Origin of the sequence: Acinetobacter amyesii, assembly GCF_002018365.1 — a bacterium.
Classification (GTDB): Bacteria; Pseudomonadota; Gammaproteobacteria; order Pseudomonadales; family Moraxellaceae; genus Acinetobacter; species Acinetobacter amyesii.
The window spans coordinates 39,889-62,356 of record NZ_MVKX01000003.1; the positions used below are offsets into that span (position 1 = coordinate 39,889).

Genomic DNA, 22,468 nt, shown 5'->3' on the forward strand with positions numbered 1-22,468 from the left:
GATAAAAACGGTGGATAAATAAAATTCGACCTAAATTTTACACGCCCTGCCAACTTTAATAAACCTCTAATCCCATGGAAGTTGATTTTTCTACCGCCTTTTACAAGACTCCTGATAATTCAAGCAGATTTCAGCTGAAATGCGCTTTATGCTGTCAACATAATAATCACGTTCTCATTCATAAAATTATTCCGAATTTCGAACACCAATACCCACTGAAATCTTTATGTAGGCAGGTATCATGCAAGCACATTCACTCATATCTTGGTCTAGTTTAAAACCGCTCCAACCCGCTTATGCCCTCGCAGCAAATGTCGATCTAGTGATCTTAAGGCTCGAAGATGATGATGCAGAACAAGTCGTGGTCATGTATGGTCGCTGTCAGCATCGCGGCGCCCTCATGGCTGATGCCCATATTCAAGGGGATAAAATCGTCTGTGGGCTGCATGGCTCGCACTATATTTATAAAACTGGTATCAACCCACGTTATCTGAATAAAAATTTGCAAAAGTTTAAAGCGTGGGTGGAAGGCGATCAGGTGTATGTCGATCTTGAAGAAATTCAAGCGTGGGAAAATAGAAATCCTCAACAATATAAGCGTGATCAATACCAAGGCCTATATGCTGACTCCGCGCCAGCACCAGAAGAACCACATAATAAATTGATCTTAGAACTCGCACGCAATGGCTTAAGTAAATTTGGACATCATGGCCCGACAGCGGCAATGGGCGTGCCTTTTAATCAACTCCCTAAATGGGAGGATATTCAACTGATCACCGCGCAACTGTGGAAAATTCCATTATTAGATGATGCACCCGTAGCAACCGAAGTGGTGATTGGCCCAAATGCTAAAAAACCTTTAAAACTCAACATTCCCTTGTTTGTGTCAGATATGAGTTTTGGTGCGTTATCTCAAGAAGCCAAAGTTGCCCTCGCAACAGGTGCTGAACTTGCGGGTACAGGGATTTGCTCAGGTGAAGGCGGAATGCTTGCAGAGGAACAAGCGGCCAACTCGCGTTATTTTTATGAACTCGCATCAGGTCGTTTTGGCTATGACATCGAAAAAGTCAAAAAGTGTCAGGCCTTTCATTTTAAAGGCGGTCAAGCTGCAAAAACAGGTACGGGAGGACATCTTCCAGGCCATAAAGTGGTTGGCAAGATTGCAGAAGTGCGCAAATTACCAGAAGGCACCGCTGCTATTTCTCCTGCGACCTTCCCTGATTGGACACATCTTTCACAATATCGTGAATTTGCAGAATATGTCCGAACAGAAACCGGCGGCATCCCGATCGGCTATAAACTCTCTGCACAGCATATTGAACGTGATATTGATGCAGCCCTCGCGATTGGCGTGGACTATATTATTTTAGATGGACGTGGCGGTGGTACAGGTGCAGCACCCACGCTGTTCCGTGACAATATTTCTGTACCAACCATTCCTGCGCTTGCACGAGCACGGCGTCATTTAGACCGTTTAGGACGGTCAGATATTAGCTTAGTGATCACAGGTGGACTTCGTGTACCCGCTGACTTTATTAAGGCACTGGCTTTAGGAGCCGATGCCATCGCGATTTCAAACTCTGCCATGCAAGCCATTGGCTGTTTAGCTATGCGTGCCTGTCAGACCAATGATTGTTCTGTCGGCATTGCCACGCAACAAGATCATTTACGTCGTCGTTTAGAAATAGACAAATCGGCACAACAACTGGCAAATTTTTTAAATGCATCCGTTGAACTGATGCAAGTCATGGCACGTGCCTGCGGACATCATCATCTGAATCAATTCTGCAAAGATGACCTGACCACATGGAAAAAAGAAATGTCGAACCTCACGGGTATTCACTATGGAGGTTTTGAGTAAGCTTCAAATCGTGAGCTTTTTTCAAAACCATTGAGCCTAAATAAAAGAGTCCAAACGGGCTCTTTTATTCTCGAAAGGTCTCAAAGGCCATGAATTGATCGGCTTGATACCACCAAAGCTGTGCAAATTGAGGGATGATCATTTCACTTTGTGCAGGACGTAAAAAAATATAATCATCTACTTCTATGCTGCTTGTCTGTGGAATTTGCACAAGTTCCTGATTACTACTGCGACCATATAATGCATGGGGCTGACTGCCTTGAGGATAAACATAGTCCCCACGCCAATAACCTCCATAAATAAACACAGCCTGAGATTTCGCCCAACGACTGAGCCACTCTAACTGTGGTAATTCTATCCGCGGCAACACTTTTAGCACAGGTGTGGCGATCCACAAGGCACTTTGAAAAGTGTGCAAATTTTTCAGTTCAAAATCTGCGGGTTTTAATAACATCGAGCCAAACGAGACTTCGTTACAGACGCTCTGCTGACAATGAAAACTAAAACTAGGGCTACCACCACCATTCCAACAGGTGTGTTCATCACATAAAGTTGGATAGCGCTGTAGTACATAAGCTTTGAATTGTTGATAACTTTGCTGAGATTGTTGATAAGTCTGTTCAGCAGATTGAATCAGCCGTGGAATCTTTGCCACATGTGCGTCATAGCCCATCAATCCTGAAAATTTTAAATGTTGAGGATGTCGAGCGATTAGATCCAAAACAGCCTTTAGCTCATTGATCGTTTTCAGACCACCGCGGTGTAAACCCACATCGATTTCAATATTGATGCGTAGACACAGTTGATGCTGCTCAGCAAATTTGAGGTATTGGGCTAAACGCTGTTCACTATCAATCAGCCATTGCACTTGCGATTGCGTTGCCTGCAAAAATGCCTTGTCTGCATGGTTCAAGACCTGAATCGGCATCGGTTTCCCAAACAACACATCGGCTTGCGGCATCGATTCGAAAAGTGTTTTCAGATGTGCAAAATGAAATAGCATGAAACGCTGTGTCTGAAGCTGTGTAGCACAATGTTGGAGCAATGCCATGCACGCCAAGGATTTCACTACCAAGCGCGGATGCAGACTGTGTGGTATTTGCTGGTGAGTGATCTTCAAGTTGTGATTTAATACATCAACATCCACGATTAACTGCGGCATACCTGTCCCGTTTTGCTTTAGCAGCGTATTCAACTTTTGAAAATATGCATCCATGCCATCTCCTTTTTTATTTCATTCGTTTAGTCTTCAACGTTTAACGTTCCACGACGCTTATTCAATCAGTAATTGCTGTAGCTCTGGACTGAGCCACTTTTGCTTCGGATCTAATTCTTGTCGAATGTTTAAAAAATCCTGCCACTTGGGATACAAATTTTGAAGTTGCCGCGCATTTAGGCTATGCAATTTCCCCCAATGCGGTCGCCCGCCAAATTTTAAAAAAATCGGCTCTACGAGATTAAAGATGACTTGATAATCTTGCTTATAGAACTGATGCACCGAAATTGAGGCCGAATCTTGCTGATAAAACGGACTGAGCCAAATATCATCCCCACGTACAAGTCGATACTCTAGCGGAAAAAACATCGGAACCTTATGACGTCGAAGGGTATGCAAAATTTCTTCTAAACAATTCATTCCGTGTTGCAGCGGAATCTGGTATTCCATCTCATTAAATTTGGTATTTCGAGCAGAAGGAAAAATTCGACTTGACCAGTCCACGTTCATCGAAGGTTTGACAAAAACACCCAATAATTTTTGTAACCATGGATTCAGTGGTGGAAAAATTCGCGTCAATTCTGCACAAAATTTGAGTAATACGTCGTCAACTAACCACTGTTCTTTCCGCGATTGAAGGTCATCTTCCGTCTCATCTAAGGTTTTTAAAATAACCTGATCGGCATGACTAAATGCCCAGAACTCAATATGTCGATGTTCATATTGCCATTGCTGCATATTTTGCATGACGTCTTTCAGCGGACATAATCGCGTTTGTTCTTTGAGTTTATACATCGGCCGATTTTGCAGCTGTACATGCGACAGCACGCCTAAACTCCCGAATGAAACCCGCCCTGCTTGGAAAATTTCGCTGTTCTGTTCAGCACTGCATTGTAGTAATTCGCCCTGCGCGGTTAATAATTCGAAACGCGTAACCAATGCCGATAAACACGGTAATTCGAGTCCAGTACCATGCGTCCCTGTTGCAATCGCTCCAGCCAAACTTTGACGATCAATATCCCCTTGATTAATCAGTGCTTGATCAAAAGACGCGAGTTTCTCACCCAAATCAAATAATCGTGTGCCAGCTTGGACGGTACTTTGGCAGCGTTCAGCATCGATATCTAGAATGCCTTTAAGATGATCTAAACTTACTAAGGTATCTATGGTTTTTGCCAAAGGGCTAAATGAGTGCCCTGCACCGACCATACGAATCTTAGGATGGGATTGCACCACATCCATTAATTGCTCAAGATTTTGCGGTTGTATAAATGACTTCGGGATCGACTTCTGAGCACCTGACCAATTTTCCCATGCAATGTCGTGTTGAATTGTCATATTCATCCTTATCGCCATACTTTTTATTGTATTCAGCCATATTGTTTTATTTTTGATTTCCGCTTTTGCAATGTTAATGCACAAGCCATCTTGATTTTTTACTTAGATTATACGAAGTTCAGCATCTTCTCAAATTTAAGTTTATTGTTATAAAACAGCAAATAAGCCACGATCAATTAAAGAAAAATCATTCGTTAATATCCCCATACAGACTGTTCAAGGTGCTCTATTTTATTCGATCAGCATCATTCCAACCTGATCAATGAAGAGGATCACGCACGAAAACATCGGTAAAATCAGCATAAAAAACCAACAACACTTGTATGTTTTTCAGCTAAATTATTTATTCTAAAAAATCAATTTTGAGAACCATAGGGTTCATTTTCGTCACCTTATTATTTTTATTTTATTCAATTTCAACCACTTAAAAATTTAGTGTAAATACTCGACTAAAGCATAAATGCAGAGAAGCTACGGACTGAATTATTGTTAAGTCAGATTTAAAACAAATATACATGGACTTGGAGTACCACAATGGTTAGCGCATACGATGAATTGCCACGGACCCCGGCAAATTTTGTGGCACTTTCGCCTCTACGTTATTTAGAGCGTGCAGCCTATATTTATCCTGATCAGGATGCCATTATCCACGGCAATCGTCATATTTCTTGGCGCCAAACGTATAACCGCTGTCGTCAATTTGCACATCAGTTGCAACAATTAGGCATTGGCAAAAACGACACCGTGTCTGTGTTATTACCGAACGTTCCGGCTATGGTTGAAGCACACTTTGCCGTACCGATGGCCGGTGCGGTACTGAATACGCTAAATACACGTCTTGATGCGAAAACCATTGCCTTCATGTTGGAACATGCAGAAACCAAAGTCCTGCTGGTTGACCCTGAATTCACTCAAGTAGCCACAGAAGCTTTAGCTTTAATTGATCAAGACATTTATGTCATTGATGTTGCCGATGCTGAATTTGAAGGCACAGCACAACCAATTGGACAAATCGAATTTGAAGACTGGTTGGCGCAAGGCGATGCCAACTTTGAATGGCATTTACCCCAAGATGAATGGGATGCGATTAGCTTAAGCTATACCTCAGGCACAACAGGTAACCCAAAAGGCGTGGTGTATCATCACCGCGGCGCATATATCAATGCAGCGAGTAATATCATTGCTTGCGGTATGACGCCACGTGCAACGTATCTGTGGACGCTTCCTCTATTCCACTGTAATGGCTGGTGCTTTGCTTGGACAATGGCAGCCAATGGCGGAACCAATATTTGTCTACGTAAAATCGACCCAGAACTGATTTTCAAACTGATCGCAGAACACAAAGTAGATTATTTCTGCGGTGCGCCGATCGTACTTTCAATGTTGATCAATACGCCTGAAGAGAAAAAAGCGCAATTTGACCATCGCGTTGAAGTGATGGTGGCTGGTGCAGCGCCTCCTGCAGCGATTATTGAAGGGATGCGTAATATTGGTATCAATGTCACACATGTTTACGGTTTGACTGAAACCTATGGTCCATCGGCACTTTGCGCATCGCAAGCAGGCTGGTCTGATCTTTCCATTCAAGAACAAGCACAGTTGCATTCTCGCCAAGGTGTGCCATACCCGCTTCAAGATGGCATGAAAGTCATTGACCCTGAGACCATGTTACCTGTTCCACATGATGGCCAGACCATGGGTGAAATCATGTTCCGTGGCAACATCGTAATGAAAGGTTATTTGAAAAACCCAGAAGCAACGGCTGAAGCCTTTGCCGGCGGCTGGTTCCATACAGGCGACTTAGCGGTCTGCCAACCCGACGGTTATGCCAAAATTACTGACCGCTCTAAAGATGTGATCATTTCAGGTGGTGAAAACATTTCATCACTCGAAGTGGAAGAAATTCTGTATCAACACCCTGCAGTACTGACCGCTGCAGTGGTTGCAAAGCCTGACCCTCGTTGGCAAGAAGTGCCTTGTGCCTTCATTGAATTGAAAACGGGCAAAGAAGCCACACCTGAAGAACTGATTGAATTCTGTAAACAACATCTTGCACGTTTCAAAGTGCCAAAAGATGTGGTGATTACCGAAATTCCAAAAACTTCAACTGGTAAACTTCAGAAATTCGTTCTCCGTGAATGGGCTAAAGAGCGCGCTGTTGGTGAATTTGGTTAATGTTAAAACCCCAATTAATATAAAAACCCAAAAGCCAAGCTTGAATGTTGAAAAATTCAAGCAAAAAAAGCGACCTAATCAGGTCGCTTTTTTTGATGTGAAGTCTATAACTTCACGTATTGCTTCAATGATCAGATCATGTTGAAGGCTCTGATCATTGAGCTATCTAAGCACTTGGCTATCTAATCATGCATTAGTTATCAGATAATAAAGCCACTTGTTGAATGTAGTTAAACAATTTTAACTTAGACGCAGTCAGTTCTTCTTCGCTTACATTTTTGGCTATATCACGTTGAATACGCAAAATATGCTGACGAATGGGATGATGTTCAGCAGCATTATGCGCTTTCATGAACTCTTTAATGACTGGATCACCTTGAGCAATCATACGTTCAGTCCAGCGTTGAAGCTGCGCTGTTTTTTTCGCACCTTGCTGTGGGGTTAAGTAAGATAAAATCATGGTTTCATCTTCATTACGCAGCAATTTACCTACACGTTGAAACTGACGACGTCGCGCTTCATGTGAAGTAATAGTTTGTGCATCAAGTAGTGCTTCGATCAGACGCTCTTCTACAGGAAGATTTTTAATCTGTTTAGGATTCAGTTTTGCAAGTTCCTCGCCCAAAGCAGCCATACGTTGTACAGCTTTCTTTTGCTCAGTTTTACTTGCACGTCCTTCTAAGGATTCAAAGTCTTCTTCGGTATAGCGGTTCGGTCGACGTGCCACGTTTAATCTGCCTCGTAAAATTTTGCTGCAAACAGTGCTTGAATTTCAGATAAAGCTTTTTCTTCATCTGCACCTTCAATCACTAAGCGTAAAGTTGTGCCCTTGCCTGCGCCAAGCATCAGCAAAGACATAATATTTTTGGCATCTACTAATTTTCCACCCTTACCAATTTGAATCGACGAGCGAAATTTGGTCGTGACTTCGATTAGCTTGCCAGATGCACGCGCATGTAAACCCAGTTTATTAATTACGTCAACAGTTATGTCGATCATGACCAGTGCTTCATTTCTCTATGTAGAACCTGAATAGACCATTTTGCCTCAAGTGCTTTTTTTAGTCTATCTACGATATATACCGAACGGTGTTGCCCACCTGTACAACCGATCGACACCGTCATGTAATGACGATGCCCTTCGGCAAATGCCGGCAGCCATTTATCCAAGAAATTATAAATATCTTGGAACATTTCATTGGTTTGTTCACTTTGTTGTAAAAACTGACGAACTGGCTCATCTAATCCTGAATACTTGCGTAATTCCATATCCCAGTGCGGATTGGGCAAATGACGGACGTCAAAAACATAATCTGCATCGAGTGGAATACCATGCTTATAGCCAAAAGACTGTAAGATCAAAATTAAATTATCTGCCTGTCCGAGTTTAGACAGCAAGGTATGTTTTAAATCATGTACGCTCTTATCAGTGGTATCAATATGTACTGTCGAGCGTAATTGAATCGGCAACAGTAAAGATTTTTCTTCCTGTATGCACTCATTTAAACTTTTGAAACGACTTGCCAACGGATGGGGACGTCGAGATGAACTGAATCGCGCAATCAATTCCTGATCACGCGTGGTCAAATAAATAATATCGACTGAGCCATGGCGTTGTAGCTGTTGAAAAACCAAATCGAACTCTTGTAAATCTGCACGTGTACTGCGGACATCCACACCCAGTGCCAATTGTTCAAGATTATTTTCTGAATCAAGTTTTTCAACAATTTCGGGGAGTAAGGCCAACGGCAAATTATCGATACAGTAATAGCCCAAATCCTCAAGTATCTGTAATGCAGATGACTTTCCAGATCCAGATTGTCCTGTAACAATTAAAATGCGCTTCATCGCTTGCTACCCCATAGCCGTTTTAAACTGCAGTATATTTAACCTGCATATTATCAATAAGACGTGTTGCGCCTAATTTAGCCGCAATAAACAACACCACATCTTGATCAAATTCTTCAATTTTCTGTAATTCAGGTGTGCGTACTTCAACATAGTCCACAACAAAACCCGCTGCTGTCAATGTTGCTTTAATATTCGCTAACACATCTGCCAGTTGAGTTCCGGCATGTAATTCTGCTTCAGCCGTTTTCAAGCTTTGGTAAATCGTTGGAGCAATCGCACGATTTTCCGCACTTAAATAACCATTACGTGAGCTCAATGCCAAACCATCTTCAGCACGCGTAATCGGCACACCAATCACTTCAAGTGGAATATTTAAGTCACGTACAAACTGACGAATCACTGCAAGTTGCTGGTAATCCTTTTGTCCAAAGAATGCAAAATTCGGTTGAACAATATTAAAGAGTTTTGTCACAACAACAGCAACACCGTCAAAATGACCCGGACGCTGTTCGCCACACAAATCATTGGTAATACCGCCCACGCTAATATTGGTTAAGCGCGGCTTGTTGCCATACATTTGTTCAACGGTCGGTGCAAATACAATGTCACAACCCACTTCAGCCAATAAATGCTGATCTTGTTCCAAAGTACGTGGATAGTTGTCAAAGTCTTCATTTGGACCAAACTGAATTGGGTTAACGAAAATACTCACCACCACGACATCACACAGTTTACGTGCTTCACGAACTAAATTGAGGTGACCTTCATGCAAGTTCCCCATCGTTGGTACAAAACCAATGATTTTGCGCGCAGCACGTGCTGGATTTAGCGATGCACTTAAACCTTGAATCGTTGTTTCAGTTTTCATGTCTTACAGCTCAATTTGGAATGTATGTTCTTTGGCAGGGAAGCTACCATCTAATACGGCAGCATGATATGCCTTAAACGCATCCACAATTGCCGTTTCCCCTGCTTGCTCTTTCATAAAGTTGCGAACAAATTTCGCCACGTGACTAAACGTTAGCCCCAACATATCTTGTTGAACCAAGACTTGAGCATCCGTTTCTGCACCGGCACCGATCCCAATCACAGGAGTATTTGGGAACAATTCACTAATTTCTTTACCCACTTGGGCAGGAACACATTCCAAAAGTAAAAGTGCTGCACCTGCATCAACCACAGCTTTACAGTCTGCAATGAGTTGATCCGCAGTTTCGCGTGTACGTGCTTGCACTTTATAACCGCCAAACACATGAACCGATTGCGGAGTTAACCCTAAATGCACACACACTGGAATACCATTACGGGTCAATACTTCAACTGTTTCTGACAACCATGCGCCACCTTCCAATTTGACCATCTGCGCGCCTGCTTGCATCACGGTCTTTGAATTCACCAAAGCGTCTTTCAAAGTGGCATAGGTCATAAATGGCAAATCAGTCAAAATAAACGCATGTTTATTGCCACGACGCACTGCTGCAGTGTGATATGCCATATCTTCAACAGTGACAGGTAAAGTAGAGTCATTGCCTTGAATGGTCATCCCCAATGAATCACCAATCAGAATACTATCGACTTCAGCAATTTCCATTGCTTTTGCCATGCTCGCATCATAGCAAGTCAGGCAGGAGAATTTGCGGCCTTCCGCTTTAAATTTTTTCAAGTCACTTAGACTAATCATTTCAATATTCCTCAGATGACGGCTTTCTCAAGTGGTCATACAAAAATTAAAGATGGGCCCAGTTTCCTGCATCCAATACAGTTAAATTTGGATTATTCAAAATAGGTAAATCTTTTAATGGTTGTCCTTTAATCTGTAGATTCTCATCTAAATCCAATAAAGGTTTCAACACAAAATCACGTTCTAAAACACCAACATGAGGCACCGTTAAACGGTCATTTTGAATGTGCTGTTCACCGTAAATCAGTAAATCTAAATCCAGTGTACGCTCGCCCCAATGACGTAGGCGTACACGCCCCGACTCTTGTTCAAAGCGTTGCAATTCATCCAACAAGGCCAAAGGTGCTAGATCCGTTTCTAATGCAACCGCTGCATTTAAATAATTCGGCTGATCTTGTGGACCCATTGGCGGACTTTGGTACAGTTGTGAGACTTTCACTGTACCGAGTGTCGCAAGTTTATGCACGGCTTCACTGAGGATCTGCAGAGAATCACCTAAATTACTGCCTAAACCAATATATGTCAGCGTCATTGTGTTGGCCCAAAAATAACCTGAGTCAAATCTCGTTTCACACGTTTACGTTTTAAAATCGGATGATCTGCACCAATTTCACCACTGGCTGACGCTGCAACAATTGATACTGTCGCTGGGCTGTTGGCATGTGATTTAGGCTTACGTTGACGGCGACTTCTGCTTTCTGGTTCATTCACAAGCGGTTCAATTTCTACTTGCTGATGAGCAGAACCTTTCGTTTCCACATCTTCATGCACCGCTTTACGACGACTCTTGGCACGTTGACGATTGTATTGGCTAATTGCCCGTTCTTTTTCGTCAGTGCTCATCTGCTGATAAGCATCCCACCACTGGCCCATACCTTGCGTGCTTGTGTCGCCGGATTTCTCGCGCAGCAGCAAGAAGTCAAAGCCTGCACGGAAACGTGCATGACCTGAAAGTGCTTCAATTTGCTGTGGTTTTGGATTCAACAAACGGGTTTGCATTTCCCAAACTTCACGAATAAATGTTTCGGCAAAGCGTGGAATAATGGTTCGTGTAGCCTGACGTTTCAATACATCCAAGCCTGCTTGAGCACGCGCTTCAGCAGGAACTACACCTTTATTCAGATAGAACGTACAACGTTCTTGGAACGGAATCCACAATAACACGGCATAGAAAAACGCTGGGTTAATGGTTTTCCCAATCGAAATACGTTGATCGGTATTTTTTGCAGCCAACTCAATAAATGGCGTTACAACCGGTTTGATATCTGCAAATAATTGATACCAAATACCAAAATCGATCAGCATCGGTAAGACGCGATTGAGATGCCCCATGGTAAAGAGCTTTTGTGATTCATCGTATAAACGATGTGGAGACACATCACGCAGCAATTGAGTAAGTTCTGGAGTAAAGACATCCAGAATTTTTTCATCAATATTAAAGTTTAATTTGGCTGCAAAACGTAAAGTCCGAAGCATCCGCACAGGATCTTCTTCAAAACGTAATTGTGGATCACCCAATAAACGCAATGTTTTATGCTTAATGTCATCTACTGCATGACAAAAATCTAGCACTTCACCTTTGCGTGGTTGGTAATACATTGCATTGATCGAGAAGTCACGACGTGCAAAGTCTTGCTCAATCGTCCCCCAATTATTATCACGTAAAATCATGCCCGCAGCAGAAGTCACGGCTTTTTTAGGTGGCGCACGGAAGGTCGCAACTTCGATCAGTTCACGTCCTGAGTAGACATGCGCCAGCTCAAAACGACGACCAATAATTCGGCAACGTCGCCCGAAGACTTCTTTCACCTGAGCTGGTGTCGCATTAGTCACGGCATCAAAATCTTTAGGTGCATGACCCAACATTAGGTCACGGACACCGCCACCCACGATATAAGCTTCATAGCCTGCCTTAGTTAAGGCATCAATCACATCTAAAATGGAAGAAGGTAATTGTGCGGTTGATAAACCACATTTGGACGCGCGCAAAGTTTGCAAAAGACGCTGTCTCCTACGTCTGAACGTAAAATTCTTAAGATGTCGCTAATGATATCTCTAACACAATCAAAGGGCAATTTGATTATCTCAATGCTCAAGCTGAGCTTAACCTAATTCTTTTTTTTACACTTCACTTAAAGTGCCAATTTTGCTTTATTTTTAGCAAACAGCGCAGGACCGATTCCCTTAACCTGTTGAATATCATCAATGCTTTTAAATAAGCCATTACTTTTGCGATATTGCACAATTGCTTCTGCTTTTTTCTGACCAATTCCATGCAATGTCTGCAGTTCATCGACTGAGGCTGTATTTAAGTGCACTTGATCTGATCGGCTATTTTGCTGAGTGCTGGGTCGTGACAAATAATAGTTGGCATTGCTGGGTGCAGTTGCCGATTTGGACTTAGAGGCCTCAGATTGCTTTTTTAATTGTTGATCTTGAGCTTGTTGCATGGCTTTCCATTCCGCGTAGCCCGAAGGGCTTTGAGCAAAAGTCAAATCAGCCATTAAACTCAAAACCAAGATAAGAAGTTGTGTAAAGCATTTATTTTTTAGGGTGTGGTACATATTCAGCCTGTTGTTTTAATTGTTGTTTTGCCTGTTCCCATAACTGATCCATCTCAGTTAAGGACAAGTCTTCTACATGTTTTTGTTGTAATGTGGCCTGTGCTTCAATATAAGCAAAACGGCTTCTAAATTTATGAATGGTACTTAAAAGTGCCATTTCACTTGAGATACCAATCTTACGTCCAACATTCACCAGAGAAAATAAGCAATCACCGAATTCATCAAATATTTCGTCGGATTTTTTGCCTGCCAATGCCTCTTTAAACTCCCCTAGCTCTTCCTCAAGCTTGCCATAAGCCCCTTCAATATCAGGAAAATCAAAGCCAATTTTCGCCACATTTTTTTGGATTTCATCTGCTTGGCTTAATGCAGGAGCATGTTTAACCTCATCTAATCTTGATGCTGATTTCCCTGTTTTTTCTTGTTGTTTAATCTGTTTCCATAGTGTTGCCACATCATCCGCATTGAGTGCTGAGAACTGCTCTGCCTGAAATACATGGGGATGACGGCGAATTAATTTATCTGTAATGGCTTGCACCACATCTTGAAAATCAAACGCGCCTTGTTCGCTATACATCTGCGACTGAAAAACCACTTGCAGTAATAAATCTCCCAGTTCATCTCGTACATCATCACTCTGACCTGAACGAACTGCCGCTTCCACTTCATAGGCCTCTTCGATGGCATAACGAGTCAGACTTTCTGGGGTTTGCTTTTGATCCCATGGACATTTTTCACGTAATTCTTTCATCACTGCTAATAATTGTTCCATGTGAACTCCAGCTATTTACTCATCAGTACATTGTTTCGATTACAGAATTTGATATGCTCAAAATTCACTCAGGGAATGAGCAACTCAATTCAAGGAAGCATAACATGCAAAGTATTTTTATTAGCGGTGCTGGACAAGGGATTGGCGCAGCAATTGCACGACTGTTCGTACAACAAGGCTATAAAGTTGGGCTCTACGACATTAACCAATCTCAAGTCACCTCGTTAGCTGCTGAACTCGGTAGCCATGCCAAAGCAGGGCTTTTAGATGTGACACAACCAGAGCAATGGCAAAGCGCTTTAGCTGAATTTGTTGCTTGGGCAGGTCAGCTGAATATCTTAGTCAATAATGCCGGAATTCTGTATTCAGGCAGCTTTGAACATACGGAACTGTCTGCACACCACCGAACAATTGATATCAATGTCAAAGGGGTGATAAACGGTTGCTATGCGGCATTCCCCTATTTACAGCAAAGCAATTTTGCTCGTGTGATTAACCTCTCTTCGGCTTCAGCAATTTATGGACAAGCCGATTTAGCCAGCTATGCCACATCCAAATTTGCTGTACGTGGGTTCACTGAAAGCTTGGATATTGAATGGCAAAAATACAATATTCGCGTTTTAGATGTGATGCCTTTATTTGTTCAAACCGCGATGGTGCAAGACATGGATGCACAAAGTATTAAGAAAATGGGCGTCAATCTTCAACCGAGCGATGTCGCTCAGCAAATTTATGCCTTGGTACAAAAAAAGGATACGGTGTTAATGGCCACACATACACCTGTGGGGATGAAAGCTAAATTTTTATTTAATTTATCGAAGTTTAGCCCGCAATTCGTCAATCGCTTAAGTAATATTTGGATTGCACAAAAACCCAAATAGCAACGTGTTACTAATCATTTAATTTTGCAATCATATTTGTACGCAAATTACACAAAGTTACACAATTGTCACATTTTAACAGGACAAAATTCCTTTTTTTGAATAATATTCACCCGCCCACTACTTTCGGGCGTTTATTTTCTAACAATAAAAGTGAATTATTTCATGAAAAAATTACTTGTTCTTGCAACTGTTACTACTATTTCAATTTCTGCTTTTGCTACAACTCAATTCGCATCTTCAGAATTAAAAGCGATGGATTGTGCAACTCTTGCTGTTGAAAAAGCGAATGCTAAGCGCTCTTTAGAAGCTGCTGACAAAAACATTGCAAACATCCAAGCATCTGCTCAAGCGCCAGGCAAATCATTGAGCAAATTTGCTGGTTTAGCGGGTGGCGCTCTTGCTGCTTTCGGTGGTAACTCTGAAAAAGCTGCTCGTGCAGGCAACATTGCAAACAGCTTGGCTGGTGAGCAAGATACTTCAGAAGCAGGCAACCTTGAACTTCAACAAGCGAACAAATCTGCTGCTCAAGCAAACATCGACAACATTGGTATCTACCAAGGTTCTAAAAAATGCAAAATCTAATCTAAAGCCAGTTTAGATTGATTTTCAAAAAAAGCCCTGTTCAGCCAGAACAGGGCTTTTTTCATGGTGGTTTTTATTTCATACCGATTTATAAGACATTCAACTCAATTTTCGGTAAATGAAAGCCTCGGCAAGATTGTTCACTTTGCCATGCCACCGTCAACATCACATGCGGCAGTTGAATATTCTGATAAGCAAAAGTGCCAATTGCTGGATGGCTACACATCCCACCATTCTGCTCAGGATGACACTGAGTATTCAGTTCATTCAAGTTCACTCGAATCCCTAAACCTGACGCTTTAAGTACCGCCTCTTTGGTGGTCCAAACTTTAAACCAAAAATCAGGATCATGCTCACAGCCCTCCCAGTGAAGCAATTCTTCGGGATGAAAGCTGTGTTGGGCCATCGCATCAAAACGGACTTTTCGATTTAAATCCTCAATATCTACACCAATACTGGCGATTTTTTCACTGCTGGCCAAAACATAATGCTGCTGGCTATGACTATGATTAAAATGAAAACTTGGAAAATCAGGAAGAAAAGGCTTACCAAACGCAGACTTTGAAAAATCTGAATTTTCAACTGACCTATTTAGCCGCTGCCCAAGTAATTGATTGCGATATTGGTAAATGGCTTGTTTACGCACGGCAATTACCTCTTGACGACTCAAGCCATGCGGCTCCACAAAGAAGTCAGTAACTGCACTATATTCAAGCTGAATTTTCGCCATAAGTTATTGATCCAATATCTTTTACACTACGTCCATGACGCTATATTTTATGCGACTCTCCGACACAAAATACACCACAATACAGATGAGCGCATCGGTCCTTTGACTTATCGAGATTTTAAAACTCAGTTTAAAAATATTTCAAACCACTTAAGAAATACTTAATATTATAAATATATTCAAATACTTAAGTATAATAAATATTTCAAATACATCTTTAATTAGATAAAATACTCTAGATTCTTATAACTTTAATTTAAAACTCGGGGTAAACCAGATGCTAAGAAAAATCACGTTAATCAGTTCACTTTGTGTCCTACCATGTTTCGCCCAAGCAGGTTTATTGGATGCAGCTGTTGCAGTGATGGGTGCCAAAAATGGCGCGATTATGGACCAAGCTGAAGCTCGTATGAATCAAAGCCGTCAAGAAGCTGCCAATGCCGTGGCTCAAGCAGACCGTGGCTATGCCTCAAATTTCAATCAAGCCAGTCAAACCAACAATAGTGTTTATAGCACCAGTTATTTAAAAACCTTGGATTGCACTGACCTGAGCGTTGAGCGTAAGACTTTTGAACGTACATTAGAAGCATCGCAACTGGCATTAAGCCAAGCGTCTGCACAGCAAAATAATCAAGTTTCAAAATGGGCGGGGCTTGCTGGCAACGCGCTATCCGCCTTTTCAGGTCAATCTGAAACAGCGGCACGTATGGGACAATTTGCTACGGCTTTTTCGGGCAATAAAAATACACAACAGGATAGCAACAGCGCTCAGCAAGCCATGGAAGTTGCTCAAGCCAACCTGGATAATATTGATATTTACCGCCAAGCTAAAAAGTGTAAAAACTAATTTCTACATCTTTTTAGATAAATAAAGTGAAATAAAAAAGCCTGCATATCTGCAGGCTTTTTTTGCTTATCCAAACTTAGCGTTTGAATTTCTTTTCCGCTTTTTTGAACTTCTGAACATAACGACGTTTACGTGCAGCCGTACGCTCATCGATTTGCGACTTACGACCCTCAAATGGGTTATCAGAGGTTTTAAATTCAATTTTGACTGGCGTACCTTCAAGTTTATAAACTTTACGGAACACGTTTTCTAGGTAACGACGATAGTCATTTGGCGTTTTATCAACTTTGTTACCATGAATCACAATCGTCGGTGGATTTTGTCCGCCCATATGCGCATAACGCATTTTGATACGACGACCTTGAACCATTGGTGGTTGGTGTGCATCAGTTGCATCATTCAAGATTTGAGTGATTTTCGCAGGTGATACTTTCAAATGCGAAGAATCATAAGCACGGTGGATCGATGGATAAAGATCACCAACACCTGTACCGTGAAGTGCAGAAATTAAGTGAATTTTTGCCCATGGAATAAAGTCAAAACGACGTTCAACATCTAATTTACACTGTTTACGGTCGTAGTCAGACATGTTGTCCCATTTGTTGATGGCAATTACCATCGCACGGCCTGCTTCAAGCGCATAACCGATCAAATGCAAGTCTTGCTCAACGATCCCTTCACGTGCATCGACAACAATAACCACAACATGCGCATCTTTCATCGCTTGTAAAGTTTTCACAATCGAGAACTTCTCGATCATTTCGTCCACTTTACCTTTACGACGTACACCCGCAGTATCAATTAACGTGTATTTACGACCATCACGTTCAAATGGAATATAAATTGAGTCACGTGTTGTACCCGGTTGGTCAAATGCAACCACACGGTCTTCACCCAACAAACGGTTCACTAAAGTTGATTTACCTACGTTTGGACGACCAATAATCGCTAAACGTAAGCCTGTGTCTTTATCGTGTTGTTCTTCACTTTCATCTTCAGGCACTTCAGCTAACACTTCTTCAAGCATTTGCTGAACACCACGACCATGGCTGGCAGCCACTTGAAGTGGTTCACCCATACCCAATTTGAAGAATTCAACTAAAGCTGCTTCGGCATGAACACCATCAACTTTATTGGCAACAAGGTAAACTTTTTTACCTAGCGTACGTAAGTCACGAGCAATTTGTTCATCAGATGCCAATAAGCCTGCGCGCGCATCGACCACGAAGACAATAATATCTGCTTCATTGATGGCAGTTTTTGACTGTTCTGCCATGTACGAATCGATACCACCTTCAGTTTCGCCAATACCCCCAGTATCAACGACAATGAAAGATTTATTTTGATAAGTCGCGTCACCATATTTACGGTCACGAGTCAGACCGGCAAAGTCAGCAACGAGAGCATCACGGCTCTTGGTTATCTGGTTAAACAACGTTGATTTTCCGACGTTCGGACGACCAATGAGCGCAATTACGGGTTTCATAGATTAACCTTTATTCCAGATCAGCCAGTTTGGTCTGGTCTGAACATCAGAAAGCTTAGGAAGAATGGAAATAGGATAAATGCCTAAAATAAATAAAAACACGGGGCATTGATGATTCAATCCCCCGCGTTCAAAAATACGGTTTGGCTTATTTTAACATAAGCCGCAGAAAAATTAACGGTTCTGCCAAATGCTTAATGCACCCTTACGTGTCGACACATATAATTGGTTGTCAATCACACGTAGTGAACGGACTTCACCACTGGTTTTAGAACGACCAACCAACTCACCTGTCGCTGGGTTGATTAAGTGAAGTACACCATCCAGATCACCAACTACAAGGTCTTGACCTAACATCACTGGGTTACTCAAATTACGATTAAGCAATTGGTCATTTTCCCACAATGTTTGACCAGTGGTAATTTCGTAAGCCACAATTTTACCATCAGTTTGTGTCACAAAGACACCATTGCCTGCAACTTCAGGGCGCTGAATGCTGCTCGCATCATTACTCCAGATCACTTGTTGTGATGCAAGATCAAGAGCTGTCACTTGGCCTTGGTAACTGGTGGTAATTAAAAATTGACCTGCTACAGTCGGTTCACCGTCAATATCAATGAGACGTTGTACATCTGAACGACCATCTGACACTGCAACACGACGCTGCATTTTAGGAATACCGCTCAATGCATCAATCACATAGATATACGCATTTGACGATGCGATGAGAACATGACGTGCATCAAGTGATACCGGTGCTGCCATACCACGTAAACTAAACTGCACATTTGGCAAGTTATAGGTCCAAGTTTGTTGACCCGTTGCCACATCGTTTGCGTATACCGTACCATCATTGGTGACTGAAATAACGCGACCTGCTTGAATCAACGACGGTGAAAGTAACGCGCCTGTTAATTGTGCAGTCCACTTTTGCTCACCTGTTGCCTGATCTAATGCAAATAATTGACCTTTTGCATTACCCACAACCACGATACCGTCAGCAGCTTCTACACCTGCAGTCAAACCTTGCTTAGAGATTTTCTTCTGCCATAAACGTTCTTTGCCTTTGTAGGCTTGAACTTCACCATTAGGATTTACGCTAAAAACAACGCCGTTATCTGCATCCATACGTAAACGCAGTGGATCTGCTTCTTCAGTTGAAGCCACACTGTTTGAAAATACAGGTGCTAAAGTTTTTGCCTGTTCCAATTTTGGTAAAGGATTTGGTTTTACTTTTTCTACTTTTCCTTTATTTGCACAACCAGCCAAAGCAAGTGTTAAAACTGTCAGCGCACAGGTAATTTTGTATTTTCTATTCATTCAGTTGCTTCCACTTGTGTATCTATAATCGGACGTTCAATTTCAGGATCATCAACTAAAACGCCTACACTTTCGAGTTTAATTTGTAAAATTTGACGTTCTTCTTGTCGTTCAACCAAAGCATCCCATGCACTTTGATAAACTTTCTTTGCATTTTCGATATCATTTTTTGCAACATAGACATCGCCACGGGCTTCATCTGCAGTTGCTTGAAAAGCAGGTTCTTTAACCGCTTCTAAAGTTTTTAATGCTTCATCAAATTTCTTTTGTGCCAATTGTGCATACGCCAAACGTAATTTCACCAATTGAACTAAGCCTGCATCATCAACTTTTGAATTTTCAACTTTTTTCAAAGCTTTTTCAGCGTTGGCATAATCCGCTTTATCATACGCCAATTTTGCCATAAGCAACTGAGTTTGGATGGCTTGTGGCGAATCTGGCGCTTCTTTTACAATTTTATCTGCAGTCGCAGAAAGCTGTGTAAAAGCATCGCCAGTCGCCGACTGAGCATCATCCATTAACTGCTGTACTTTAGCTGTTTGCATTTGCGATTCAGCCAAAGTTTTCTTCTGCCAGTATTCCCATCCGAAAAAGGCAATCAACGCAATTAAAATGCCGCTAACAATGGCAGAGCCATATTTTTTAGCAAACGATTTTAAATTATCAAGTTGTTCTTCTTCACTCAATGCGCTCATGAAATTACCTTTTTCCTTATGTTATAGGGATTATTTTGAAGAAATTTTTTCGATAATGAAGGCAACAAAGTCTGCCACATTCACTTCGTGTTGTTCTGCAATGGCTAGCTCTTTCACCAGCACTTGCCCTGCTGCTTGCTCACGTTCACCGTAAATCACAGCAAATAAAGCACCCGATTGGTCGGCTTTTTTCATTTGTGATTTCATTGAACCTTGTGAACCAACTTTTAAGCGAATGTTGCTACCCGCTGCTTCAAGTTGATCACGTATTTGTTCAGCAAGTACCAATGCCTTACCTTGAGTTGCAGGATCTGAAACCAAGAATAGCTCACAGTCACGTACAGGAGTATTGTCTTCCACTTGTTCAAGTAGAAGAAGCAAACGCTCCATACCCATTGCAAAACCAACAGCAGGCACCGACTGGTCTGCTTTACCTTTAAGCTGACCGACTAAACCGTCATAACGACCACCAGCACATACTGTTCCTTGAGAACCTAAATGCGTAGTTGTCCATTCAAAGACCGTTTTATTGTAGTAGTCGAGACCACGAACCAATTTTTGATTGATCACAAAACCAATACCAGCGTCAGTCAAATACTGCTGCAATTGAGCAAAGTGAGCCAACGTTTCTTCACCCATAAAGTCGTGAAGTTTTGGCGCATTTTCCAAAATGCTTTGTGTTTTCGCATCTTTAGAATCCAAAATACGCAGTGGATTCGTGGTTAGACGACGCTGTGAATCTTCATCTAAGTCATTTTTATGTGACTCTAAGAATTCAACTAATGCCGCACGATAGGCAGCACGTTCATCAGACTCACCTAATGTATTGAGCTCTAATTGAACTTTATCTGCAACGCCCATGCGTTTCCACAAACGCGCAGTCATTAAAATCAATTCTGCATCTTGATCAGGTGTTGCAACACCAAAGGTTTCTACACCAAATTGATGGAACTGACGGTAGCGACCTTTTTGTGGTTTTTCATAGCGGAACATTGGGCCGACATACCATACACGCGGTGTAGCACCACGAAGTAAGTTATGTTCAAGCATTGCACGCACACACCCTGCGGTACCTTCAGGACGCAAAGTCAAAGACTCAGGCGGATTACCTTTGTCTAAGAATGTGTACATTTCTTTTTCAACGATATCCGTTGCATCACCAATAGAACGTTTGAACAGATGAGTCTGCTCCACAATCGGCAAGCGAATTTGCTGATAACCATAAGCATCCATCAGGCTAGATAGATGCTGTTCTAGACGTCTCCATGCAGGACTTTGCGTAGGGAGAATGTCATTAAAACCTTTGATTGCGACGATTGAACTCATGATCTACTCAGAAAAACTTGTGCGAATAATCTCTTTAGCTTTAGCGTCTTCAAGATCGCTAACACGTTGACGAACCATCGCTTCGATTTCGTCAACCAACTGATTTGTGTCAATTAAATGGCTCTTTTCGCCATTACGATACACCAGTGAACGCGGACTTGCACCTACTACACCAATATCGGCTTCTTTGGCTTCGCCCGGACCATTTACTTTACAACCAATCACCGATACATCCATTGGGGTACGAATATCTTCTAAACGCTCTTCCAATGTTTGCATGACTTTGATGACATTAAACTCTTGGCGTGAACAACTTGGGCACGCAATAAAGTTAATGCCGTTTGAACGTAAGCCCAATGATTTTAAAATATCAAAGCCAATTTTGATTTCTTCTTCAGGCTCTGCTGCCAATGAAATACGCATGGTGTCACCAATGCCTTCCATTAACAAACCGCCTAAAGCGATAGCAGACTTGACTGAACCCGTACGGTATACACCTGCTTCGGTCACACCTAGGTGTAATGGGTTATCAATTTGTGCAGAAAGCAAACGGTATGCATCCATCGTCAGAAAGACATTCGATGCTTTAACTGACACTTTAAATTCATGGAAATTTAAGCGATCTAAAATATCAATATGGCGCATTGCAGATTCAAGCAAGGCCTGACCTGTAGGCTCACCATATTTCTTTTGAATATCTTTTTCGAGCGAACCTGCATTCACCCCGATACGCATTGAAATATCGTTATGGCGCGCTGCCGCAACCACTTCGCGGATTTTAGCTTCCGAACCGATATTGCCCGGATTGATGCGCAGGCAGTCCGCGCCCAAGTCCGCAACCGCCAAAGCGATTTTATAATCAAAGTGAATATCGGCAACCAGTGGCACTTGCACACGTTTGCGAATTTCACCAAAAGCTTCAGCGGCTTCCATACTCGGTACAGAAACACGCATGATGTCTGCGCCGACATCTACGCAGCGCTGAATCTGTGCCACGGTCGCTTCGACATCACAGGTTTCAGTATTGGTCATACTTTGGATGCTGATCGGCGCATCACCACCGACATACACCGAACCTACTTTAATTTTACGCGTTGGACGGCGCTTAATTGGATTTTCAATCATTGTTCAGTCTGCTCTG

The 22,468-nt window shown here is 42.1% G+C and carries 22 protein-coding genes; 5 read left to right on the forward strand and 17 right to left on the reverse strand.

Annotation, left to right across the window (positions count from 1 at the left end):
* Positions 1-241: 241 nt before the first annotated feature.
* Positions 242-1,861, forward strand: coding sequence for a glutamate synthase-related protein (locus B1202_RS05560; RefSeq protein ID WP_078189590.1), 1,620 nt, complete (start codon positions 242-244; stop codon positions 1,859-1,861).
* A 64-nt stretch (positions 1,862-1,925) separates the two neighbouring features.
* Here the strand turns inward: B1202_RS05560 and B1202_RS05565 are convergent, their stop codons facing one another.
* Positions 1,926-3,077, reverse strand: a complete 1,152-nt coding sequence (locus B1202_RS05565) for an alanine racemase (RefSeq protein WP_078189591.1) — start codon at positions 3,075-3,077, stop codon at positions 1,926-1,928.
* Between the two features lie 57 nt (positions 3,078-3,134).
* A complete protein-coding gene (locus tag B1202_RS05570) occupies positions 3,135-4,415 on the reverse strand; it encodes a D-arabinono-1,4-lactone oxidase (protein ID WP_078189835.1) in 1,281 nt (426 codons plus the stop codon).
* A 534-nt stretch (positions 4,416-4,949) separates the two neighbouring features.
* On the opposite strand from B1202_RS05570, the gene B1202_RS05575 reads away from it, so the two are divergent.
* Positions 4,950-6,590: an acyl-CoA synthetase gene (locus B1202_RS05575; RefSeq protein ID WP_078189592.1), complete on the forward strand. Its 1,641-nt coding sequence runs from the start codon at positions 4,950-4,952 to the stop codon at positions 6,588-6,590.
* Positions 6,591-6,783: 193 nt separating this feature from the next.
* Here B1202_RS05575 and yjgA read toward each other — a convergent pair whose 3' ends face one another.
* The 9 genes from yjgA to mazG all read right to left on the reverse strand — a co-directional run bounded on the left by yjgA (position 6,784) and on the right by mazG (position 13,457).
* Entirely contained in the window at positions 6,784-7,317 is a 534-nt protein-coding gene (yjgA, locus tag B1202_RS05580; RefSeq protein ID WP_078189593.1) for a ribosome biogenesis factor YjgA, read from the reverse strand.
* A 2-nt stretch (positions 7,318-7,319) separates the two neighbouring features.
* Positions 7,320-7,589: an HPr family phosphocarrier protein gene (locus tag B1202_RS05585; protein ID WP_078189594.1), complete on the reverse strand. Its 270-nt coding sequence runs from the start codon at positions 7,587-7,589 to the stop codon at positions 7,320-7,322.
* A complete protein-coding gene (rapZ, locus tag B1202_RS05590) occupies positions 7,586-8,437 on the reverse strand; it encodes an RNase adapter RapZ (RefSeq protein WP_078189595.1) in 852 nt (283 codons plus the stop codon). Before rapZ ends, B1202_RS05585 begins: the two co-directional genes overlap by 4 nt.
* Before the next feature lie 22 nt (positions 8,438-8,459).
* Entirely contained in the window at positions 8,460-9,308 is an 849-nt protein-coding gene (gene panC / locus B1202_RS05595) for a pantoate--beta-alanine ligase (protein WP_078189596.1), read from the reverse strand.
* A 3-nt stretch (positions 9,309-9,311) separates the two neighbouring features.
* Positions 9,312-10,121, reverse strand: a complete 810-nt coding sequence (gene panB, locus B1202_RS05600) for a 3-methyl-2-oxobutanoate hydroxymethyltransferase (RefSeq protein ID WP_078189597.1) — start codon at positions 10,119-10,121, stop codon at positions 9,312-9,314.
* A gap of 46 nt (positions 10,122-10,167) precedes the next feature.
* Positions 10,168-10,653, reverse strand: coding sequence for a 2-amino-4-hydroxy-6-hydroxymethyldihydropteridine diphosphokinase (folK, locus tag B1202_RS05605; protein WP_078189598.1), 486 nt, complete (start codon positions 10,651-10,653; stop codon positions 10,168-10,170).
* Positions 10,650-12,119: a polynucleotide adenylyltransferase PcnB gene (gene pcnB, locus B1202_RS05610; protein ID WP_078189599.1), complete on the reverse strand. Its 1,470-nt coding sequence runs from the start codon at positions 12,117-12,119 to the stop codon at positions 10,650-10,652. The genes folK and pcnB overlap by 4 nt, the downstream gene beginning before the upstream one ends.
* A gap of 134 nt (positions 12,120-12,253) precedes the next feature.
* The gene (locus tag B1202_RS05615; RefSeq protein WP_228145134.1) at positions 12,254-12,625 is read right to left on the reverse strand and encodes a ComEA family DNA-binding protein; all 372 of its coding nucleotides are present in this window, start codon (positions 12,623-12,625) and stop codon (positions 12,254-12,256) included.
* Between the two features lie 37 nt (positions 12,626-12,662).
* Positions 12,663-13,457, reverse strand: a complete 795-nt coding sequence (gene mazG, locus B1202_RS05620; protein ID WP_078189601.1) for a nucleoside triphosphate pyrophosphohydrolase — start codon at positions 13,455-13,457, stop codon at positions 12,663-12,665.
* Between the two features lie 104 nt (positions 13,458-13,561).
* On the opposite strand from mazG, the gene B1202_RS05625 reads away from it, so the two are divergent.
* Positions 13,562-14,338 carry an SDR family oxidoreductase gene (locus B1202_RS05625; protein WP_078189602.1) on the forward strand — a complete coding sequence of 259 codons (777 nt, stop codon included), beginning with the start codon at positions 13,562-13,564 and terminating at the stop codon, positions 14,336-14,338.
* A 165-nt stretch (positions 14,339-14,503) separates the two neighbouring features.
* On the forward strand, positions 14,504-14,923 hold the full coding sequence (locus B1202_RS05630) for a hypothetical protein (RefSeq protein WP_078189603.1): 420 nt from the start codon (positions 14,504-14,506) through the stop codon (positions 14,921-14,923).
* Positions 14,924-15,011: 88 nt separating this feature from the next.
* Here the strand turns inward: B1202_RS05630 and B1202_RS05635 are convergent, their stop codons facing one another.
* The gene (locus B1202_RS05635) at positions 15,012-15,653 is read right to left on the reverse strand and encodes a 4'-phosphopantetheinyl transferase family protein (protein WP_078189604.1); all 642 of its coding nucleotides are present in this window, start codon (positions 15,651-15,653) and stop codon (positions 15,012-15,014) included.
* A gap of 277 nt (positions 15,654-15,930) precedes the next feature.
* On the opposite strand from B1202_RS05635, the gene B1202_RS05640 reads away from it, so the two are divergent.
* Positions 15,931-16,500: a hypothetical protein gene (locus tag B1202_RS05640; RefSeq protein WP_078189605.1), complete on the forward strand. Its 570-nt coding sequence runs from the start codon at positions 15,931-15,933 to the stop codon at positions 16,498-16,500.
* Between the two features lie 76 nt (positions 16,501-16,576).
* On the opposite strand, the gene der is transcribed toward B1202_RS05640, so the two are convergent.
* The 5 genes from der to ispG form a co-directional block, all read right to left on the reverse strand.
* The gene (gene der / locus B1202_RS05645) at positions 16,577-17,986 is read right to left on the reverse strand and encodes a ribosome biogenesis GTPase Der (protein ID WP_078189606.1); all 1,410 of its coding nucleotides are present in this window, start codon (positions 17,984-17,986) and stop codon (positions 16,577-16,579) included.
* 174 nt (positions 17,987-18,160) lie between these two features.
* Complete coding sequence (gene bamB, locus B1202_RS05650) at positions 18,161-19,306, reverse strand: outer membrane protein assembly factor BamB (RefSeq protein WP_078189607.1); 1,146 nt, start codon at positions 19,304-19,306, stop codon at positions 18,161-18,163.
* Positions 19,303-20,001, reverse strand: coding sequence for a YfgM family protein (locus tag B1202_RS05655; protein ID WP_078189608.1), 699 nt, complete (start codon positions 19,999-20,001; stop codon positions 19,303-19,305). The genes bamB and B1202_RS05655 overlap by 4 nt, the downstream gene beginning before the upstream one ends.
* Before the next feature lie 30 nt (positions 20,002-20,031).
* Entirely contained in the window at positions 20,032-21,327 is a 1,296-nt protein-coding gene (hisS, locus tag B1202_RS05660) for a histidine--tRNA ligase (RefSeq protein WP_078189609.1), read from the reverse strand.
* A 3-nt stretch (positions 21,328-21,330) separates the two neighbouring features.
* Positions 21,331-22,452 carry a flavodoxin-dependent (E)-4-hydroxy-3-methylbut-2-enyl-diphosphate synthase gene (ispG, locus tag B1202_RS05665; RefSeq protein ID WP_078189610.1) on the reverse strand — a complete coding sequence of 374 codons (1,122 nt, stop codon included), beginning with the start codon at positions 22,450-22,452 and terminating at the stop codon, positions 21,331-21,333.
* Between the last annotated feature and the right edge of the window lie 16 nt (positions 22,453-22,468).